This window comes from Parasphingorhabdus sp., assembly GCF_036963805.1.
In the GTDB taxonomy this organism is placed as follows: Bacteria; Pseudomonadota; Alphaproteobacteria; order Sphingomonadales; family Sphingomonadaceae; genus Parasphingorhabdus.
The window spans coordinates 957,552-971,711 of record NZ_JBALUN010000001.1 but is presented as its reverse complement, the minus strand read 5'-3'; the positions used below and the strand labels follow the sequence as shown (position 1 = coordinate 971,711).

The following is a 14,160-nucleotide window of genomic DNA, read 5'->3' as shown; positions in this document are numbered from 1 at the left end:
TTTCGGGGCGCTTTAATCATAAGAAATTTTGACAATCGAGAGAATTAATTCGTTGTAAGCAGATGTTTTTCTCCAGCAATACGCAGCATTGCTTTTTGCAGCTTCTCAAATGCGCGCACTTCAATCTGGCGAATCCGTTCCCGGCTAACATCATAGACTTTGCTGAGGTCTTCCAAGGTTTTAGGATCTTCGGACAAACGCCGCTCAGCAAGAATATGCTGTTCGCGTTCGTTGAGCGATTCCATCGCTTCTGTGAGCATTTCGTGCCTGAAATCGGCTTCTTGCGCGTCAGCAATTTGCTGGTCATGCAATGGACCGTTGTCTTCCAGTGTATCTTGCCATTGGCCGCCGTCACCATCTTCCGAAAGTGGCACGTTCAGGGAAGCATCGCCGCCCATTGACATGCGGCGGTTCATATTAACCACTTCATGCTCGGCGACGCCGAGATCGGTCGAAATCTTGTTCACGTCTTCGGGTGACAAATCGCCGTCTTCAAATGCTTCCAGATTATTTTTCATCCGGCGCAGGTTGAAAAACAGCTTTTTCTGCGCGGCGGTCGTGCCCATTTTTACGAGGCTCCAGCTGCGCAATACATATTCCTGTATCGACGCGCGGATCCACCACATGGCGTAAGTCGCCAGACGGAAACCTCTATCTGGTTCAAATTTCTTCACGCCCTGCATCAAGCCGACATTCCCTTCGGAAATGAGATCCGAGACCGGCAGGCCATAGCCGCGGAAGCCCATGGCAATCTTGGCCACGAGTCGCAGGTGGGACGTTACTAACTGTGCCGCGGCTTCCTGATCTTTATGTTCAGAATAGCGCTTTGCCAGCATATATTCTTGTTCGGGTTTCAATAACGGAAATTTGCGGACTTCCGAAAGATAACGGTTCAGGCTCGCGTCCCCCCCTAAGGCAGGGATTTTTGCCGGAACATTGCTATTGTTAGCCATTTTTGTTCCTTCTCTGGTTTGCCGCCGGGCCTCATCAAGCACCCATTGGTCGTGTTCCATATACTATCTATATTCTATACAAGCAACTTACTGAATAGTTCCTGCATATCCGGTGGAAAGTTACAGTTAAATAATAATTTTTCGCCGGTTATGGGGTGAACAAATCCAAGAGTAGCAGCATGCAAGGCTTGGCGGCAAAATTGAAAATCTATTCTGCTGGAAAGCAATGATTTTCGACGAGTGCCATATAGCGGGTCACCGATAAGACTATATCCGATATGGGCCATATGGACCCGTACCTGATGAGTGCGGCCTGTTTCCAGCACACATTCCACCAAAGTAGCGCCTTTTAGCGGCACTTTAGTGGTGTAATGGGTGATCGCGGTTTTGCCTTTGTCATCTCCTACTACGGCCATTTTCTTGCGATTCGTATTGCTGCGGCCGATATTTCCCTCAATCGTAGCGGACGAGGGATTCGGGCGGCCATTGCATATCGCGAGATAGCGGCGATCAATATCATGGGCCGCAAATAATGCGCTGAGCCCTTGATGGGCTTTGTCGGTTTTGGCGGCCACCATCAATCCGGAAGTATCCTTATCTATCCGGTGAACAATGCCCGGGCGCGTTACCCCGCCTATTCCAGACAATTGCCCTTTGCAGTGGTGGAGCAAAGCGTTGACCAATGTCCCGTCAGGATGCCCGGCCGCCGGGTGGACGACCAGTCCGGCAGGTTTGTTGACGACGATCAGATGATCGTCTTCAAACACGACGTCCAATGCGATGTCCTGTGCTTGTGCTGGCCCTTCGACGGGCGCGGGCACCGATAATGCAAAGTTCCTGCCTGCGCATTTTTTTGATCCGGGATCGGTGCAAATCGCCCCGTCGATCAACAAGTTACCGCCTGCGATCAGATTCTTTATCCGTTCACGAGAAAGGTCTTCAAGAAAGCCGGCTAGCGCGGCATCAAGCCGCTGTTTTTTTTCGGTTTCGGGCACAATGCCGGATTTTGTGGATTGCCCTGTTATCATCGCTTAGATGTGGGCCATGAAACTGGTCATATCAAGCACCATATTGGACGATTTGCAGCGTCATGCCAAAGAAACAGCTCCTGAGGAGGTCTGCGGCTTGCTCTTTGGCAATAATGGGACAGTTTTATCCTATGCTGCGGCTAAAAATGTTGCGAAAAATCCGGCCCGGCATTTCGAAATCGACCCGATGGCACTTATAGCGGCCGAACGGGCGATGCGTGGCGGCGGCGCGCCTATTGTGGGCTATTATCATTCCCATCCATCGGGAAGCGTATCTCCATCAAAGACAGATGCGGCAATGGCAGCGCCTGATGGACGGATATGGCTTATTATTAACGGGCAGGACGTGGCCGCTTGGCGGTCAGTAGCGAATGGCAAAATATATGGCCGGTTTGACCCAATCACCCTTGATTGCCAAAGCACAAACGGTCAAACAGCGGACAATTGAGTTTTCACAAGTTAAAGGCCCATTCCCATGTCCCAATCTGGTGTCGATCTAGCCGCGTTGCTTTGTTCAAAATTATGCCACGACTTGCTCAGCCCGGTGGGCGCGATCAACAATGGTCTGGAATTGCTTGAGGATGAAACCGATCCTGAAATGCGGGAGCGCTGCATGGATTTGCTGGCTGACAGCGCACGGGCATCGGCGGATAAGCTCAAATATTTTCGTCTCGCTTTTGGTGCCGCTGGCGGATTTGGCGATGAAGTGGACCCTGCCGAAGCCAAGCAATTGGTTGAATCTTTGGTTGGTGATCAGGGTAAAATAACTTTGGGTTGGGCAGTCCAGTCGGGCCATCTTCCCAAAAAGGCAATCAAAATTTTGCTGAACCTTGCTCTCATTGCCAGAGAGGCGCTTGTTCGCGGTGGTCAATTGGATGTTGGCGCGGAGCAAGGGGATAATGGCATTGAAGTCGTTATACGGGCCGAAGGTCCAAAAATCGCATTGGACGAGGGTATTCGCGCGGCACTAGAAGGGACATTGCCGCAGTCCGAACTCACCGCCCGTACTGCGGCGGCATGGATGTCACGGGAATTATCTTGCGAAAACGGCGGGGATTTGCGCGTATCGCCGCCATCCGGTACGGAGCTTTTGCTAGGCGCTATCGTAACCTGAAATTGGATAACAGAGGGCATTTACCATGGACATGATCTGGACGCCTTCGCCCAATTTTGATGAGCGCAAGCTGCCGGTCAGCATATTGGTCATGCATTATACCGGCATGAAAGATGCGGCCTCGGCGATTAACTGGCTCGCCAATCCGGATGCGAACGTGTCTGCCCATTATGTCGTGACCGAAGATGGTCAGGTTGTGAACATGGTGAAGGAAGAAGACCGTGCCTGGCATGCGGGGCGCGGTTATTGGCGCGGGATCACCGATGTGAACAGCGCCAGCATTGGTATAGAGATTGTCAATCCGGGCCATGAATGGGGCTATGTCCCGTTCCCGGAAGAACAGATGGACGCGGTAACGCGCCTTGCCCATGAAATTGTGAAACGACATACTATCGCTCCCTCCAACGTCATCGGACATAGCGATCTGGCACCATCGCGAAAACAGGACCCCGGCGAATTATTTGATTGGGACCGGCTTGCGAAATTAGGCATTGCGCTCAAAAAACCGCCGCTTAATCTTGGTGATCCGCCATGGACAGACGGCGGTTTCATGCTCGCTCTCGAAAGATTTGGCTATGATATTACCGATGAGGAAGATGCGGTGCGCGCTTTTCAACGGCGATTCCGGCCCGAAAATATCGATGGCACCATTGATGGAGAGTGCCGCGCGATATTATTGTCTTTAATGTTGGACAGAGAGCGTGGAATCACTAAATAGAGCGCACCAGAGGGTCGGCCAGTCGCGGGGATATGCAAATATTCTCGAGGAAAGTCCGGGCTCCACGATTTAAAGGTGCCGGATAACGTCCGGCGGGCAGGGGAGTGATCGCCTGTTCAGGGACAGTGCAACAGAAAGTAGGTCGCGACGTCTTCGGACCCGTGATAATGAAAGGGTGCGGTAAGAGCGCACCGCGGGTCTGGCAACAGATCTGGCACGGCAAACCCCACCTGGAGCAAAACCAAATAGGGGCGGCATATGGCTATTTCGGCTTGCTGCCCGGGTTGGTTGCTAGAGCGGTGCAGTAATGTATCGCGCAGATGAATGACTGGCTATTTCTCGCAAGAGAATGGACAGAACCCGGCTTATAGATCCTCTGGTATTAAATATGGCTGGAACTGCCGCAGCGCCTTTGTTAGAGAGTAATATGCCAAAAGCAAAACGATCCGATAATTGGGGCTTTCCCCGCTGGGGCAGCTATGAAAGCTCTCGCGAGACGCAGCAGCTAAAACTGTGCGACCGGCATGGGTGTAGCGATGCGGGTATTTGTCCCGCGCCAAAATCGCCTAACAGCCCGGAACGTTGGTATTTTTGCCAAGTCCATGCGGGGGAATATAATCGGGGTTGGGACTATTTCGAAGGTCTCGACAAGGAAGAGCGCAAAAAGCGGGAAGCCGACGAGCAGCGTGATGCCAATGCCTATCAGGAATCAGCACATTATAGCTGGATGGGTTCCGGTGACGGCAGCCGTTCGCGCGATGAAATGACGGCGCTGGAAATTTTTGACCTGACACCCGACGTGGAGTTTGAAGCAGTTAAAAAGGCATGGCGGTCCATGGCCAAAGAATACCACCCCGATGTTAATCCCGGCAACGCCGATGCCGCGAAGAAATTTCAGGCAGCGCAGGCAGCTTTCGATGTACTGAAAGTGGCTGAAGAACGGCGGAGCTGGAAGCCGATTTAGGTTTTTTGGTACCGTGCAGCCGTTTGCTCGATAAGCGAAATCATGTTCGGAATGCCTTGGGTCCGATTGGAACTGAGCTGGTTCTTGAGGTCGAAGGGCGCAAGCCGTTCCGTGATATTAGTTTTTAAAACCGCTTCAGTGGTTTGATCCTGAACCGTCTCCAACACCAACGCGATGATCCCTTTGGTAATGGCTGCATTGCTGTCTGCCAGAAAATGTAGGCGCCCATCGTCCAATTGTGTGGGGTAGACCCAGACAGAGGCCGAACAACCGCGTACCAAAGTTGCATCTGTTTTAAGAGCGTCTGGCATCGGGTCTAGCTCTTTGCCCAAATCTATCAAAAGCCGGTACCTGTCATCAGCTTCGAGAAATTCATATTCTTCTACAAGATCGTCTATTTTGCTCATCCTTGCCCGCTAGCAGGACAGAGGATTCGCGTCATCCTTTTTCAGGTGGAGAATTTAAAGCTCCACTCCGGCGGCAATGGCCTCCAATTTACGAATACGTTCTTTGAGGTCCGCCACTTCGATCCGCGACGTCGCGCTCGGCGGATATTCTTCACGATGCTGTTCCAATTCCTTGGTCTTCAGCGCAATCCAATCGCGCCAACCGCGCAGCACAATGAGGGATACGACCGTCAATCCAATCAAGGCAAATGCAGAAGTCATCAGGTAAAAACTGGGTTCTGGCATAATGCTATCCTTCTTCTCTTCTTGTTTGGGAGACCGGTTTAGCGGTCCCTCAATTTTTCAATTTCTTTTTCGAGTTCGCGTGCGCCGCGATCGTCTGTGGCAATTTTTTCCAGAACGGCGACACGCTCTTTTAGATATTTAACTTCCTCTCGAAGCCGTCCTGCATCCGGGTCTTGGGTTGCAATGACATTACCATCCTTATCCGATGACAGTCCGTGCCTGGCCTGAAGCCGCGTGCTCAAAACTTTGCCAATTGTGATGACGATGATGATGGCGACGACCATTTCAAACGGGTTCATGCTATTTGTTTTCCTCTCAGTTTAAGGGCGCATCTCGCAAATCTTCTATCTGTCCGGCAAGGTCTACACCCTTATCAGTCACGATACGCTCCAATACCCGCACCCGCTTCTCCAATCGTTCGGTATGCGCCGCATATTGGGCAGCCTTTTCGGCCGTCATCTGTGTCTGCACTTTCAGTTGTTCTTGCTTATATTTAATCTAGGGTTTGACAAAAACGCCGCCAATAACTGCTAATATCCCACAGGATATGCCCAGGATCGGTATCAAAATCGGGCTGACTTCCATATCTGCTTTTCCGATCAGTTAGCGCGCTTGTCGCGCAGTGCTTCAATCTCGTTGGTCAGCCGGTGGCTATCATCGGTAACGATGCGTTCGACATTGGCTAGCCGGTCTTTCATCGATCCAACTTCCGCGCGCAATTCCGCATTTTCGTTAGTCAGCAGTTTGACCCGCTCGACTGCTTCCCGGTCTGTTTTAGGGTGGAGCGCATTGCCCCAACTCCCTTCAAGCGGGTAGCCATTTTTAATCCGCATCCAGGTCGTAATAACCCATCCGCCCACGGCGATCGTCGCGATCATTGCCGCATAGGGCATGATTTCTATAATAAATGCTGCTTTTTCCGGTTCCATATTGAGTTCCCTTAATCTCTCAATGCTTCTATTTCGTCCGCTGTCCGTTTGGCGGGATCAGTCGCGATCCGCTCCAGCACCGCGAGGCGTTCCTGCAACCGATCGATTTTCCCGACCAGTTCAGCATTTTCATTCGACAGCAGTTCAATTTTTCGATCAGCAGCCGGATCTTTTCGCTCAACGGTGCCGCCCCATTCATTTTCTATTGGATAGCCATGTTTTGCTCTTATCCATGTTGAAATAATCCATCCGCCCATGCTCAGTGCAATGATGGCGATTACAAATCCCGGTCCACCCCATCCCATATCATCCTCCCTTCAGTTCGAAAATCGATTAACGCAGGCTCTCAATCTCGTTTGAGAGAGCGGTATTCTTGCTGGTGTAATATAATTCCATGTCCGCCAGCCGGCGGTCAATCTCGCGGAAGCGGGATTTGACGTCACGCGCTGTCCTGCGGGGCGACTGCCGTACGCCTTGCCAAAATTGCCGTTCTTCATCACTGCCGTAAAGCTCTAATGGCTTTGGATCGGCTGATTTTGCGGCAATCCAATAAGCGATAAAAGTCCATGGGAAAGCGAATGTGACGGTTGCAATGACGGCCGCAATACGAACCCAGATGACATTTATCCCAGTATAGTCAGCGATCCCTGCACATACTCCGCTCCATTTGGCGCGCTGTTTATCAAGATAAAATTTGGTACGAATAGAAGTCATGATTAGCGCCTTTCTTTGAGCAGTTTATCGAAATTTTCGAGAGTCGGTTTTGGGTCACCGCTCGTGTCGGTTAAAGTTGACTGGCGCCAATTGGGGTTGTCGGCGGCCATGATCCGTTCGATGGTTTCCATCCGTTCATCAAGGCGGCGCGCCATAGTGTGCAATTCATCAAGCAATTGCTCGTCTTCATTGGTAATTGTCGCGGCGGTTTTCCATTTGGTGACATAATGAAAGATGATCCACGGCAGGCCGATAAATAGCATGCCGACGACAAATATCGGTACGAGTATATCTTCCATTAGCCGTTACCTTTCTCGTTTGATTTTTTCAGGGCAGCTTTCATGGCTTCCAGTTCATCATCCACCCGGTCATTGCTTTCCAGCGCGGCGATCTGGTTTTCAAGTGTATCGGGATCACCGCCCATGCTCAAGGAGTCGGCGCGGCCTTCTGCATAATCGACCTGACGTTCCAGATATTCAAATTTTGAAAATGCATCCTGAACCTTGTTACCATTATACATTTCGCGGATTTTATAGCGATTTTCGGCGCTTTCCAGTCGATTGACCAGACTACTCTGGCGGGACCGCGCTTCCTGCAATTTCTTTTGCAGCTTGGCGATGTCACCTTCCGAGGCGCGCAGGGTGTCATCCAGTACCTGAATTTCAACGGTCAACTGCTCGGCCATATCGGATGCTTTGCGTTTTTCGACGAGCGCTGCCTTGGCGAGATCTTCGCGGTCCTTGGACAGTGCCAGTTGCGCCTTTTCATTCCAGTCATCGGTCAAATGGTTCAGCTTATCAATATGCCGGCGCATTTCCTTTTGATCGGCAATCGTGCGGGCTGCAGAAGCCCGGACTTCCACCAGGGTTTCTTCCATCTCCAGAATGATCATACGGATCAGCTTGGAAGGATCTTCGGCCTTATCCAGCATGTCTGTGACATTGGCGGCGATGATATCGCGTGTTCTTGAAAAAATACCCATGTAAATACTCCGGTCTTTGCTAGCGTGTTGCCTGGAATGGTTCGAACGTTCAGGCTGGTCTTCAATAAACTCTATATCTTCAATTTGGAAAGGTGGCCGGGACTTGACTTCGGCAAGGGGGAATGAAGCGGTCCCGGCCATTTCGGCTGTCATGCTTTATAGCTGACAGTTGGGGAAATTATACCATCTTCGGAGACGACCGGGCCTTGCGCTTCGGCAGGACCAACGGCGCTGATCAGAATCGTCAGGCTGAACAACAAGACCGAAATAATAGCAGAAACATCGGTTCTACTCAATTTGGCCTGCTTTTCTGCTTTTAAAACTGCTGACATTTTAACCTCCGGTTATTCGATTTTCTAAGCCCCTTGCGGGTTCGAAACTAACATTGCAGGAGGTGTGCCAGTTTTATAACTCATTGATTTAAAGCAATAATAAAAGTTTTTGCTATGATGAACATGGTATGAATTGCTATTTAATGGGAATTTGCACTATATCTTGGTCATGGAACGCGAAAATCAGTTTATCGGAGAGTCAGGGGCTTTTCTCGATGCCGTGGAAAAAGCGAGCCGTGCAGCCGGTTTGAACCGTCCTGTGCTTGTTATTGGCGAACGCGGTACAGGTAAAGAGTTGATCGCAGAGCGGCTCCATCGTCTCAGCATGCGATGGGATGGTCCGTTGATTACCTTAAACTGCGCTGCTATGCCCGAAACATTGATTGAAGCGGAATTATTTGGCCACGAGGCTGGCGCTTTTACTGGGGCCACAAAGAACCGGATAGGGCGGTTTGAAGAAGCCGATGGGGGGACGCTGTTCCTTGACGAACTCGGGACATTATCATCTGCGGCGCAGGAACGCTTGCTGCGGGCTGTGGAATATGGCGAGATCACCCGTATAGGTTCTTCGCGACCACAGCGGGTCGATGTCCGTATTGTGGCTGCAACCAACGCTGATCTTCCAAAAATGGCCGAGGAAGGCACTTTCCGCGCAGATTTACTGGATCGGCTGTCTTTTGAAGTCGTCACTTTGCCGCCGCTACGTTATCGTGACGGTGATATACCGGTACTGGCGGAACATTTTGGACGGCGCATGGCGGCAGAGCTTGAATGGGAGCAATGGCCCGGTTTTGGTCAGCTGGCTTCGGAAGCACTTTCACGTCACGCATGGCCCGGCAATGTGCGCGAGCTTCGCAATGTTATCGAACGCGCTGTCTATCAATGGAGTGACGCTTCACGGCCAGTTGACCATATCGTGTTTGATCCGTTTGAATCACCTTGGAAGCCGAAAGAAGCATCAACGCGGCAAGTGCAACCAGCGGAATCTGGACTTGCGTCCCAAGACACCCAAAGCAATGGTGCAAATCCTGTTTCTGCGCCCATAGCGATGGACCCGACCTGTGATGCGGTCGATGATATGAAAGAGGCCGTCGAGGCGTTCGAGAAACGGATATTGCAATCTGCGTTGGCCAGATCACGCTATAATCAGCGGCAAACCGCAAAAGCGCTAAATTTAAGTTATGACCAATTGCGCCATGCCCTGAAACGCCATGATCTTCTGGGGTGAACTCTAGGCGGCAACGCCCCATGCTCAGCGGATGTTTTGCTGAGAGCCAGAAAAATAGAGCAAATATCATTCATATCCGCTAAAGCAGAGGTTGCTGACGGAACCTTTTATGACCATATGCGCTGATTGAACATAATTCTAAACTATGGAGAAATTCTCAATGTCATTCGAACTCCCCTCGCTCCCTTATGCGAAAACTGCTTTCGGAGAGCTGATCTCAGAAGCCACATTCAACTTTCACCACGGCAAACATCATAATGCCTATGTAACAAAAACAAATGACGCGATTGAAGGCACTGCTGATGCGGACAAGAAATTGTCTGAAGTTATCAAAGGCGCCAAAGGTGGACTTTTTAACAACGCGGCCCAAGTGTGGAACCACAGCTTTTACTGGCTGTGCCTGAGCCCGGAAAAAAAGGAAATGCCGGCTGATCTTAAAAGCCGCATCGAAGCTGATTTTGGTTCGGTCGAAGATTTTAAAGAAAAATTCAAAGCCGAAGCCGTTGGCCATTTTGCTAGTGGTTGGGCTTGGTTGGTGTTGAATGGTGACAAGCTGGAAATCACGTCCTTGCATGATGCTGATAGTCCTGTCGCTCATGGCATGAAGCCGCTTTTGACCATCGACGTTTGGGAACATGCTTATTATCTGGATTATCAGAATGCGCGTCCTGATTATGTATCGGCTTTGCTCGACAATGCGATTGATTGGGACTTTGTTGCACAAAATCTCGACGGCGAAGGTGTGAGCCGCGCTGACCAGGGTTAATTCGCTAACCTAACTGAATAAAATTGAAACCGCGCCTTTGGAATATAGGGCGCGGTTTTTATTTGGGCGCGGTTTTTTCTGCGGCTTCCTCTTCTTCGTCTTGGCCAAGAGCAAGACCGTGACGCATCAACATTGGCACATTGGCCATTGCAAAGACGAAGGACAATATCGTCACGCCCCACACTTTGAGTGTCAACCAGAGATCAAAGCTCAATGACCAACGCATCACTTCGTTAATCACGGCCATGAAGACAAAGAAGATCGCCCAATTGCGGGACAATTTCATCCAGCCTTCGTCAGACAAGCCTTCATAGGCCGCCTGCAGAAGATATTTGAGCATCGCTTTACCGCGAAGCAATCCGACGCCCAATATGACCGCAAAGCTGACATATATGATTGTCGGCTTAATCTGTATGAAGCGCGGATCGTTGAAATATATGGTCAGCGTACCAAAGCCGATGACCAATATAGCCGATAGCCAGAGCATCGGAGAAATTTTTCCGACTTTCCATTTTGAAATGACGACGGCAATTAAAATCGCAGCCATGAATGTCGCGGTACCAGCGATGATGCCGAGGAATTTATAGGCCAGAAAAAATACCAGAAGCGGGCCAAAATCGAGCGCAAAGCCCAAGCCCTTATTTTCCTTGGCTGGTTCTACATTGATGACGTCGTCGCTCATTCTTCAATTCCTGCTATTGCTGCGGCGAGATCATTGGCATCAAAGGGCCGTAAATCTTCCAGTGTTTCCCCCACGCCAATGGCATGGATAGGCATTTTAAATTGTTTGGCGGCAGCGACAAGGACGCCCCCGCGTGCCGTGCCATCCAATTTGGTCATGATCAGGCCGGTAACTTTTGCCACTTCCTTAAATACTTCGATCTGCGACAATGCATTTTGTCCTGTGGTCGCATCGAGCACCAGAACCACATTATGCGGCGCTGCCGGATTAAGGCGTCCCAATACGCGGCGGATTTTGTCGAGCTCGTCCATCAACTCCGTGCGGTTTTGCAATCGTCCGGCTGTATCAACAATTAACACGTCGATGCCGGTCGCTGTAGCTTGTTTGACGCCTTCATAGACGATGCTGGCGCTATCGCCGCCTTCTTTGCCGCTGATGATAGGAACGCCAAGCCGTTCGGCCCAGATTTTAAGCTGTCCGATCGCCGCGGCCCTAAATGTATCGCCGGCGGCCAGCATCACACCATAATCTTGTTCCAGAAACAGATGGGCTAATTTGGCAATAGTGGTTGTTTTACCAGAGCCGTTCACGCCGATCACCAATATGACCTGCGGGCGCGGGAAGGCATCGATTTCGAGCGGTATGGCTACCGGTTCCAATATCTCCGCAATCTCGGATTTGATAATCTCGCGGACAGCATGTTCGGTAAGGCCTTTTTCAAACCGTTCTTTGGAGAGCTTCTCGCGAATGGATGCCGCGGTTGCCGGACCGAGGTCTGACATGATCAAGGCATCTTCGATATCGTCAAGCGTGGCGTCGTCCAGCTTTGCTTTGGTGACAAGGCCGGTCAGGTTCTCCGTCAGCCGACCAGATGTCTTGCTGAACCCGCCAAATAGCCGATCCTTCCAACCCGGTTTTTCACTCATTATATTTTTCTTCCGATCAGGGTAGGGCCATCGGATGAGATGACTTCAACAGGGATGATCTGGCCTTCTGCCATGGTTTCCTCAAATTTTATATGGGCAAAATTTTCTGCATATCCGGCTTTACCGCTCAATTCGCAAAGGACGTTTTGCTGCGTTCCGACAAGACCGTCACGCCAGGCTTGGGCTTTTTGCGAAATTTTCTCCCGCAATAGCTTCGCACGCTGTTTGATCACGGCACCATTAACCTGCGGCATGTTTGCGGCGGGTGTGCCCTTACGCGGTGAATAGGGAAATATGTGGCCGTGAATAATCTCACATTGATCAATAATATCCCGGCTATTGGCAAACATCGCATCCGTTTCTGTTGGAAATCCGGCGATAATATCTGCACCAATCGCTATGTCCGGCCGTTTTTCCTTTAGCCGCGCGACCAATTCTATCGCTTGTTCGCGGCTATGGCGGCGCTTCATGCGTTTCAGGATCATATTATCGCCGGATTGCAGCGACAGATGAACATGCGGCATCATCCGGCTTTCACCAGTCAATATATCAAACAGGCGCTCGTCAATCTCGACACCATCGACAGAGGATAGCCGCAGCCGTTTCAATTCGGGAACATGGGTTAATACCCGTTCGACCAGCATTCCCAAGCTGGGATTACCGGGTAAATCAGGACCATAGCTGGTCACATCAACCCCAGTCAGAACAATCTCGTTAAAGCCTTGGTCGACAAGCGCTTTGACCTGATCAACGACTTGGCCCGCTGGCACCGACCGGCTGTTACCGCGGCCATAAGGGATGATGCAAAAGGTGCAGCGGTGATCACAACCATTTTGGACCTCAACAAAGGCGCGGGAGCGTTCGGCAAAGGCGCTGACCATATGCGGCGCAGTTTCCCGCACTTGCATGATGTCAGAGACCCGGATGTCCGGCTTGTTGGTGTCCAGTCCGAATTTGAAATTATCGGCTTCATATTTGTCAAAATTGCCAACCACACCGGATATTTCCGGCATATTGGCGAACATGGCGGGGTCGATTTGTGCAGCACAGCCGGTGACAATCACATTTTTGTCGGGATTATCTTTCTTTGCCCGCCTGATGGCCTGACGGGTTTGGCGTACCGCTTCATTGGTGACGGCACAGCTGTTGACGATAACCAGATTATCGGCGTTAATTTGAGAGGCTTTGATAGATTGTCGGATCACTTCGCTTTCGGCAATATTCAGACGGCACCCCATGCTGATGATGTCAGGTGCACTCATTCAAAATTGCTCCAGTCCGTCTCACCCGAAAAGACATAGGTGGTCGGCCCCTGCATCAGGATCGTACCGCCTTCTTGCCACGAAACGATCAGACTACCTCCGGGCAAATGAACGGTAACAGGACTTTGTGCCAATCCGCGCTTCATCGCGGCAACGGCGGTTGCACAAGCGCCAGTACCGCAAGCGCGCGTCAGGCCAACGCCGCGCTCCCATACGCGCAAGTGGAGATCGCCGTTTTTTAGGTGCGCGACATTCACATTAACCCGTTCGGGAAATAGCGGATCGACCTCGATCATCGGCCCCAACCGCTCAAGTTCGACGGCATCACTGTTGTCGACAAAGAAAATAACATGGGGATTGCCAACGTTAACAGCCGCTGGGTCTTGTAAATCTTCCCAGCCCACGGGCATTTGCAACGTATCCATCGCATAGGCGAGGGGAATGCTATTCCAGTCAAAGCTAGGGTTACCCATGTCTACGATCGCACCATCGTCCGTAACATGGCCCGACAGCATTCCGCCGTCCGTTTCGATTGAAGTCCCGTCTCCCAGCAATTTAACCACACAGCGGGTTGCGTTGCCGCAGGCTTCAACTTCACTGCCATCGGCATTAAATATCTGCATGCGGACATCGGCTTTGTCAGACGGACGTAATATGATGAGCTGATCACAACCAATGCCGTTTTGCCGATTGGCAATGGCTGCGGCCTTACCGGCAGTCATCGTTAAATTGTCGGATAGATTAGGCGCACGCGCATCAATAATGACAAAGTCATTGCCCAAGCCATGCATTTTGTGAAATTGCCCGTGTGTCATGTTGGCGATTTAGGGATGCAAGCGAGGCAAGTCCAGTATTTCAAGCGCAGACCGC

General features: G+C 51.0%; 21 protein-coding genes, 1 other RNA gene and 1 pseudogene. 7 read left to right on the top strand and 16 right to left on the bottom strand.

Annotation, left to right across the window (positions count from 1 at the left end; translation table 11 throughout):
- Positions 1-44 precede the first annotated feature (44 nt).
- Together rpoH and V7676_RS04610 are read right to left on the bottom strand one after the other, a co-directional pair.
- Positions 45-953 (bottom strand): RNA polymerase sigma factor RpoH, encoded by a 909-nt coding sequence (rpoH, locus tag V7676_RS04615; RefSeq protein WP_335658472.1) that lies wholly within the window; start codon positions 951-953, stop codon positions 45-47.
- 74 nt (positions 954-1,027) lie between these two features.
- Complete coding sequence (locus V7676_RS04610; RefSeq protein WP_335658471.1) at positions 1,028-1,981, bottom strand: RluA family pseudouridine synthase; 954 nt, start codon at positions 1,979-1,981, stop codon at positions 1,028-1,030.
- Positions 1,982-1,997: 16 nt separating this feature from the next.
- Here V7676_RS04610 and V7676_RS04605 point away from each other — a divergent pair, with 16 nt between their 5' ends.
- The 5 genes from V7676_RS04605 to V7676_RS04585 all read left to right on the top strand — a co-directional run bounded on the left by V7676_RS04605 (position 1,998) and on the right by V7676_RS04585 (position 4,777).
- Positions 1,998-2,429: a M67 family metallopeptidase gene (locus V7676_RS04605; protein ID WP_335658470.1), complete on the top strand. Its 432-nt coding sequence runs from the start codon at positions 1,998-2,000 to the stop codon at positions 2,427-2,429.
- A 27-nt stretch (positions 2,430-2,456) separates the two neighbouring features.
- Positions 2,457-3,095 (top strand): histidine phosphotransferase family protein, encoded by a 639-nt coding sequence (locus V7676_RS04600; RefSeq protein WP_335658469.1) that lies wholly within the window; start codon positions 2,457-2,459, stop codon positions 3,093-3,095.
- Between the two features lie 31 nt (positions 3,096-3,126).
- On the top strand, positions 3,127-3,813 hold the full coding sequence (locus V7676_RS04595; protein WP_335658906.1) for an N-acetylmuramoyl-L-alanine amidase: 687 nt from the start codon (positions 3,127-3,129) through the stop codon (positions 3,811-3,813).
- Positions 3,814-3,819: 6 nt separating this feature from the next.
- Positions 3,820-4,197: RNase P RNA component class A (gene rnpB / locus V7676_RS04590), an RNA gene on the top strand.
- A gap of 43 nt (positions 4,198-4,240) precedes the next feature.
- The gene (locus V7676_RS04585; RefSeq protein WP_335658905.1) at positions 4,241-4,777 is read left to right on the top strand and encodes a J domain-containing protein; all 537 of its coding nucleotides are present in this window, start codon (positions 4,241-4,243) and stop codon (positions 4,775-4,777) included.
- Here V7676_RS04585 and V7676_RS04580 read toward each other — a convergent pair.
- The 10 genes and pseudogenes from V7676_RS04580 to V7676_RS04535 form a co-directional block, all read right to left on the bottom strand.
- On the bottom strand, positions 4,774-5,184 hold the full coding sequence (locus V7676_RS04580) for a SufE family protein (RefSeq protein ID WP_335658468.1): 411 nt from the start codon (positions 5,182-5,184) through the stop codon (positions 4,774-4,776). The genes V7676_RS04585 and V7676_RS04580 overlap by 4 nt on opposite strands.
- Before the next feature lie 54 nt (positions 5,185-5,238).
- Positions 5,239-5,469: a hypothetical protein gene (locus tag V7676_RS04575; protein WP_335658467.1), complete on the bottom strand. Its 231-nt coding sequence runs from the start codon at positions 5,467-5,469 to the stop codon at positions 5,239-5,241.
- Between the two features lie 38 nt (positions 5,470-5,507).
- Positions 5,508-5,768, bottom strand: a complete 261-nt coding sequence (locus V7676_RS04570) for a hypothetical protein (protein WP_335658466.1) — start codon at positions 5,766-5,768, stop codon at positions 5,508-5,510.
- A gap of 16 nt (positions 5,769-5,784) precedes the next feature.
- Positions 5,785-6,054: pseudogene (locus tag V7676_RS04565) on the bottom strand (hypothetical protein).
- A 14-nt stretch (positions 6,055-6,068) separates the two neighbouring features.
- Complete coding sequence (locus V7676_RS04560; RefSeq protein ID WP_442955408.1) at positions 6,069-6,362, bottom strand: hypothetical protein; 294 nt, start codon at positions 6,360-6,362, stop codon at positions 6,069-6,071.
- A 47-nt stretch (positions 6,363-6,409) separates the two neighbouring features.
- On the bottom strand, positions 6,410-6,703 hold the full coding sequence (locus V7676_RS04555; RefSeq protein ID WP_335658464.1) for a hypothetical protein: 294 nt from the start codon (positions 6,701-6,703) through the stop codon (positions 6,410-6,412).
- A 28-nt stretch (positions 6,704-6,731) separates the two neighbouring features.
- Positions 6,732-7,112: an envelope stress response membrane protein PspC gene (gene pspC, locus V7676_RS04550; protein ID WP_335658463.1), complete on the bottom strand. Its 381-nt coding sequence runs from the start codon at positions 7,110-7,112 to the stop codon at positions 6,732-6,734.
- 2 nt (positions 7,113-7,114) lie between these two features.
- On the bottom strand, positions 7,115-7,411 hold the full coding sequence (pspB, locus tag V7676_RS04545) for an envelope stress response membrane protein PspB (protein WP_335658462.1): 297 nt from the start codon (positions 7,409-7,411) through the stop codon (positions 7,115-7,117).
- Entirely contained in the window at positions 7,411-8,094 is a 684-nt protein-coding gene (gene pspA, locus V7676_RS04540) for a phage shock protein PspA (RefSeq protein WP_335658461.1), read from the bottom strand. The genes pspB and pspA overlap by 1 nt, the downstream gene beginning before the upstream one ends.
- Before the next feature lie 149 nt (positions 8,095-8,243).
- On the bottom strand, positions 8,244-8,426 hold the full coding sequence (locus tag V7676_RS04535; protein ID WP_335658460.1) for a hypothetical protein: 183 nt from the start codon (positions 8,424-8,426) through the stop codon (positions 8,244-8,246).
- A gap of 169 nt (positions 8,427-8,595) precedes the next feature.
- Here V7676_RS04535 and pspF point away from each other — a divergent pair, with 169 nt between their 5' ends.
- Both pspF and V7676_RS04525 read left to right on the top strand, forming a co-directional pair.
- Positions 8,596-9,654 carry a phage shock protein operon transcriptional activator gene (gene pspF, locus V7676_RS04530; RefSeq protein WP_335658459.1) on the top strand — a complete coding sequence of 353 codons (1,059 nt, stop codon included), beginning with the start codon at positions 8,596-8,598 and terminating at the stop codon, positions 9,652-9,654.
- A 160-nt stretch (positions 9,655-9,814) separates the two neighbouring features.
- The gene (locus V7676_RS04525; protein WP_335658458.1) at positions 9,815-10,420 is read left to right on the top strand and encodes a superoxide dismutase; all 606 of its coding nucleotides are present in this window, start codon (positions 9,815-9,817) and stop codon (positions 10,418-10,420) included.
- Positions 10,421-10,478: 58 nt separating this feature from the next.
- Here V7676_RS04525 and ispZ read toward each other — a convergent pair whose 3' ends face one another.
- The 4 genes from ispZ to dapF are packed head-to-tail and all read right to left on the bottom strand — an operon-like array spanning position 10,479 to position 14,105.
- Positions 10,479-11,102, bottom strand: coding sequence for a septation protein IspZ (ispZ, locus tag V7676_RS04520; protein ID WP_335658457.1), 624 nt, complete (start codon positions 11,100-11,102; stop codon positions 10,479-10,481).
- Positions 11,099-12,028, bottom strand: coding sequence for a signal recognition particle-docking protein FtsY (gene ftsY, locus V7676_RS04515; protein WP_335658456.1), 930 nt, complete (start codon positions 12,026-12,028; stop codon positions 11,099-11,101). The genes ispZ and ftsY overlap by 4 nt, the downstream gene beginning before the upstream one ends.
- A complete protein-coding gene (gene mtaB / locus V7676_RS04510; RefSeq protein WP_335658455.1) occupies positions 12,028-13,290 on the bottom strand; it encodes a tRNA (N(6)-L-threonylcarbamoyladenosine(37)-C(2))-methylthiotransferase MtaB in 1,263 nt (420 codons plus the stop codon). Before mtaB ends, ftsY begins: the two co-directional genes overlap by 1 nt.
- On the bottom strand, positions 13,287-14,105 hold the full coding sequence (gene dapF / locus V7676_RS04505) for a diaminopimelate epimerase (protein WP_335658454.1): 819 nt from the start codon (positions 14,103-14,105) through the stop codon (positions 13,287-13,289). Before dapF ends, mtaB begins: the two co-directional genes overlap by 4 nt.
- Between the last annotated feature and the right edge of the window lie 55 nt (positions 14,106-14,160).

What these genes read in the sequence shown, in the direction of transcription:
- rpoH (WP_335658472.1), bottom strand. Translation starts at nt 953, where the DNA reads ATGGCTAACAATAGCAATGTTCCGGCAAAAATCCCTGCCTTAGGGGGG.
- V7676_RS04610 (WP_335658471.1), bottom strand. Translation starts at nt 1,981, where the DNA reads ATGATAACAGGGCAATCCACAAAATCCGGCATTGTGCCCGAAACCGAA.
- V7676_RS04605 (WP_335658470.1), top strand. Translation starts at nt 1,998, where the DNA reads ATGAAACTGGTCATATCAAGCACCATATTGGACGATTTGCAGCGTCAT.
- V7676_RS04600 (WP_335658469.1), top strand. Translation starts at nt 2,457, where the DNA reads ATGTCCCAATCTGGTGTCGATCTAGCCGCGTTGCTTTGTTCAAAATTA.
- V7676_RS04595 (WP_335658906.1), top strand. Translation starts at nt 3,127, where the DNA reads ATGATCTGGACGCCTTCGCCCAATTTTGATGAGCGCAAGCTGCCGGTC.
- V7676_RS04585 (WP_335658905.1), top strand. Translation starts at nt 4,241, where the DNA reads ATGCCAAAAGCAAAACGATCCGATAATTGGGGCTTTCCCCGCTGGGGC.
- V7676_RS04580 (WP_335658468.1), bottom strand. Translation starts at nt 5,184, where the DNA reads ATGAGCAAAATAGACGATCTTGTAGAAGAATATGAATTTCTCGAAGCT.
- V7676_RS04575 (WP_335658467.1), bottom strand. Translation starts at nt 5,469, where the DNA reads ATGCCAGAACCCAGTTTTTACCTGATGACTTCTGCATTTGCCTTGATT.
- V7676_RS04570 (WP_335658466.1), bottom strand. Translation starts at nt 5,768, where the DNA reads ATGAACCCGTTTGAAATGGTCGTCGCCATCATCATCGTCATCACAATT.
- V7676_RS04560 (WP_442955408.1), bottom strand. Translation starts at nt 6,362, where the DNA reads ATGCCCTATGCGGCAATGATCGCGACGATCGCCGTGGGCGGATGGGTT.
- V7676_RS04555 (WP_335658464.1), bottom strand. Translation starts at nt 6,703, where the DNA reads ATGGGATGGGGTGGACCGGGATTTGTAATCGCCATCATTGCACTGAGC.
- pspC (WP_335658463.1), bottom strand. Translation starts at nt 7,112, where the DNA reads ATGACTTCTATTCGTACCAAATTTTATCTTGATAAACAGCGCGCCAAA.
- pspB (WP_335658462.1), bottom strand. Translation starts at nt 7,411, where the DNA reads ATGGAAGATATACTCGTACCGATATTTGTCGTCGGCATGCTATTTATC.
- pspA (WP_335658461.1), bottom strand. Translation starts at nt 8,094, where the DNA reads ATGGGTATTTTTTCAAGAACACGCGATATCATCGCCGCCAATGTCACA.
- V7676_RS04535 (WP_335658460.1), bottom strand. Translation starts at nt 8,426, where the DNA reads ATGTCAGCAGTTTTAAAAGCAGAAAAGCAGGCCAAATTGAGTAGAACC.
- pspF (WP_335658459.1), top strand. Translation starts at nt 8,596, where the DNA reads ATGGAACGCGAAAATCAGTTTATCGGAGAGTCAGGGGCTTTTCTCGAT.
- V7676_RS04525 (WP_335658458.1), top strand. Translation starts at nt 9,815, where the DNA reads ATGTCATTCGAACTCCCCTCGCTCCCTTATGCGAAAACTGCTTTCGGA.
- ispZ (WP_335658457.1), bottom strand. Translation starts at nt 11,102, where the DNA reads ATGAGCGACGACGTCATCAATGTAGAACCAGCCAAGGAAAATAAGGGC.
- ftsY (WP_335658456.1), bottom strand. Translation starts at nt 12,028, where the DNA reads ATGAGTGAAAAACCGGGTTGGAAGGATCGGCTATTTGGCGGGTTCAGC.
- mtaB (WP_335658455.1), bottom strand. Translation starts at nt 13,290, where the DNA reads ATGAGTGCACCTGACATCATCAGCATGGGGTGCCGTCTGAATATTGCC.
- dapF (WP_335658454.1), bottom strand. Translation starts at nt 14,105, where the DNA reads ATGACACACGGGCAATTTCACAAAATGCATGGCTTGGGCAATGACTTT.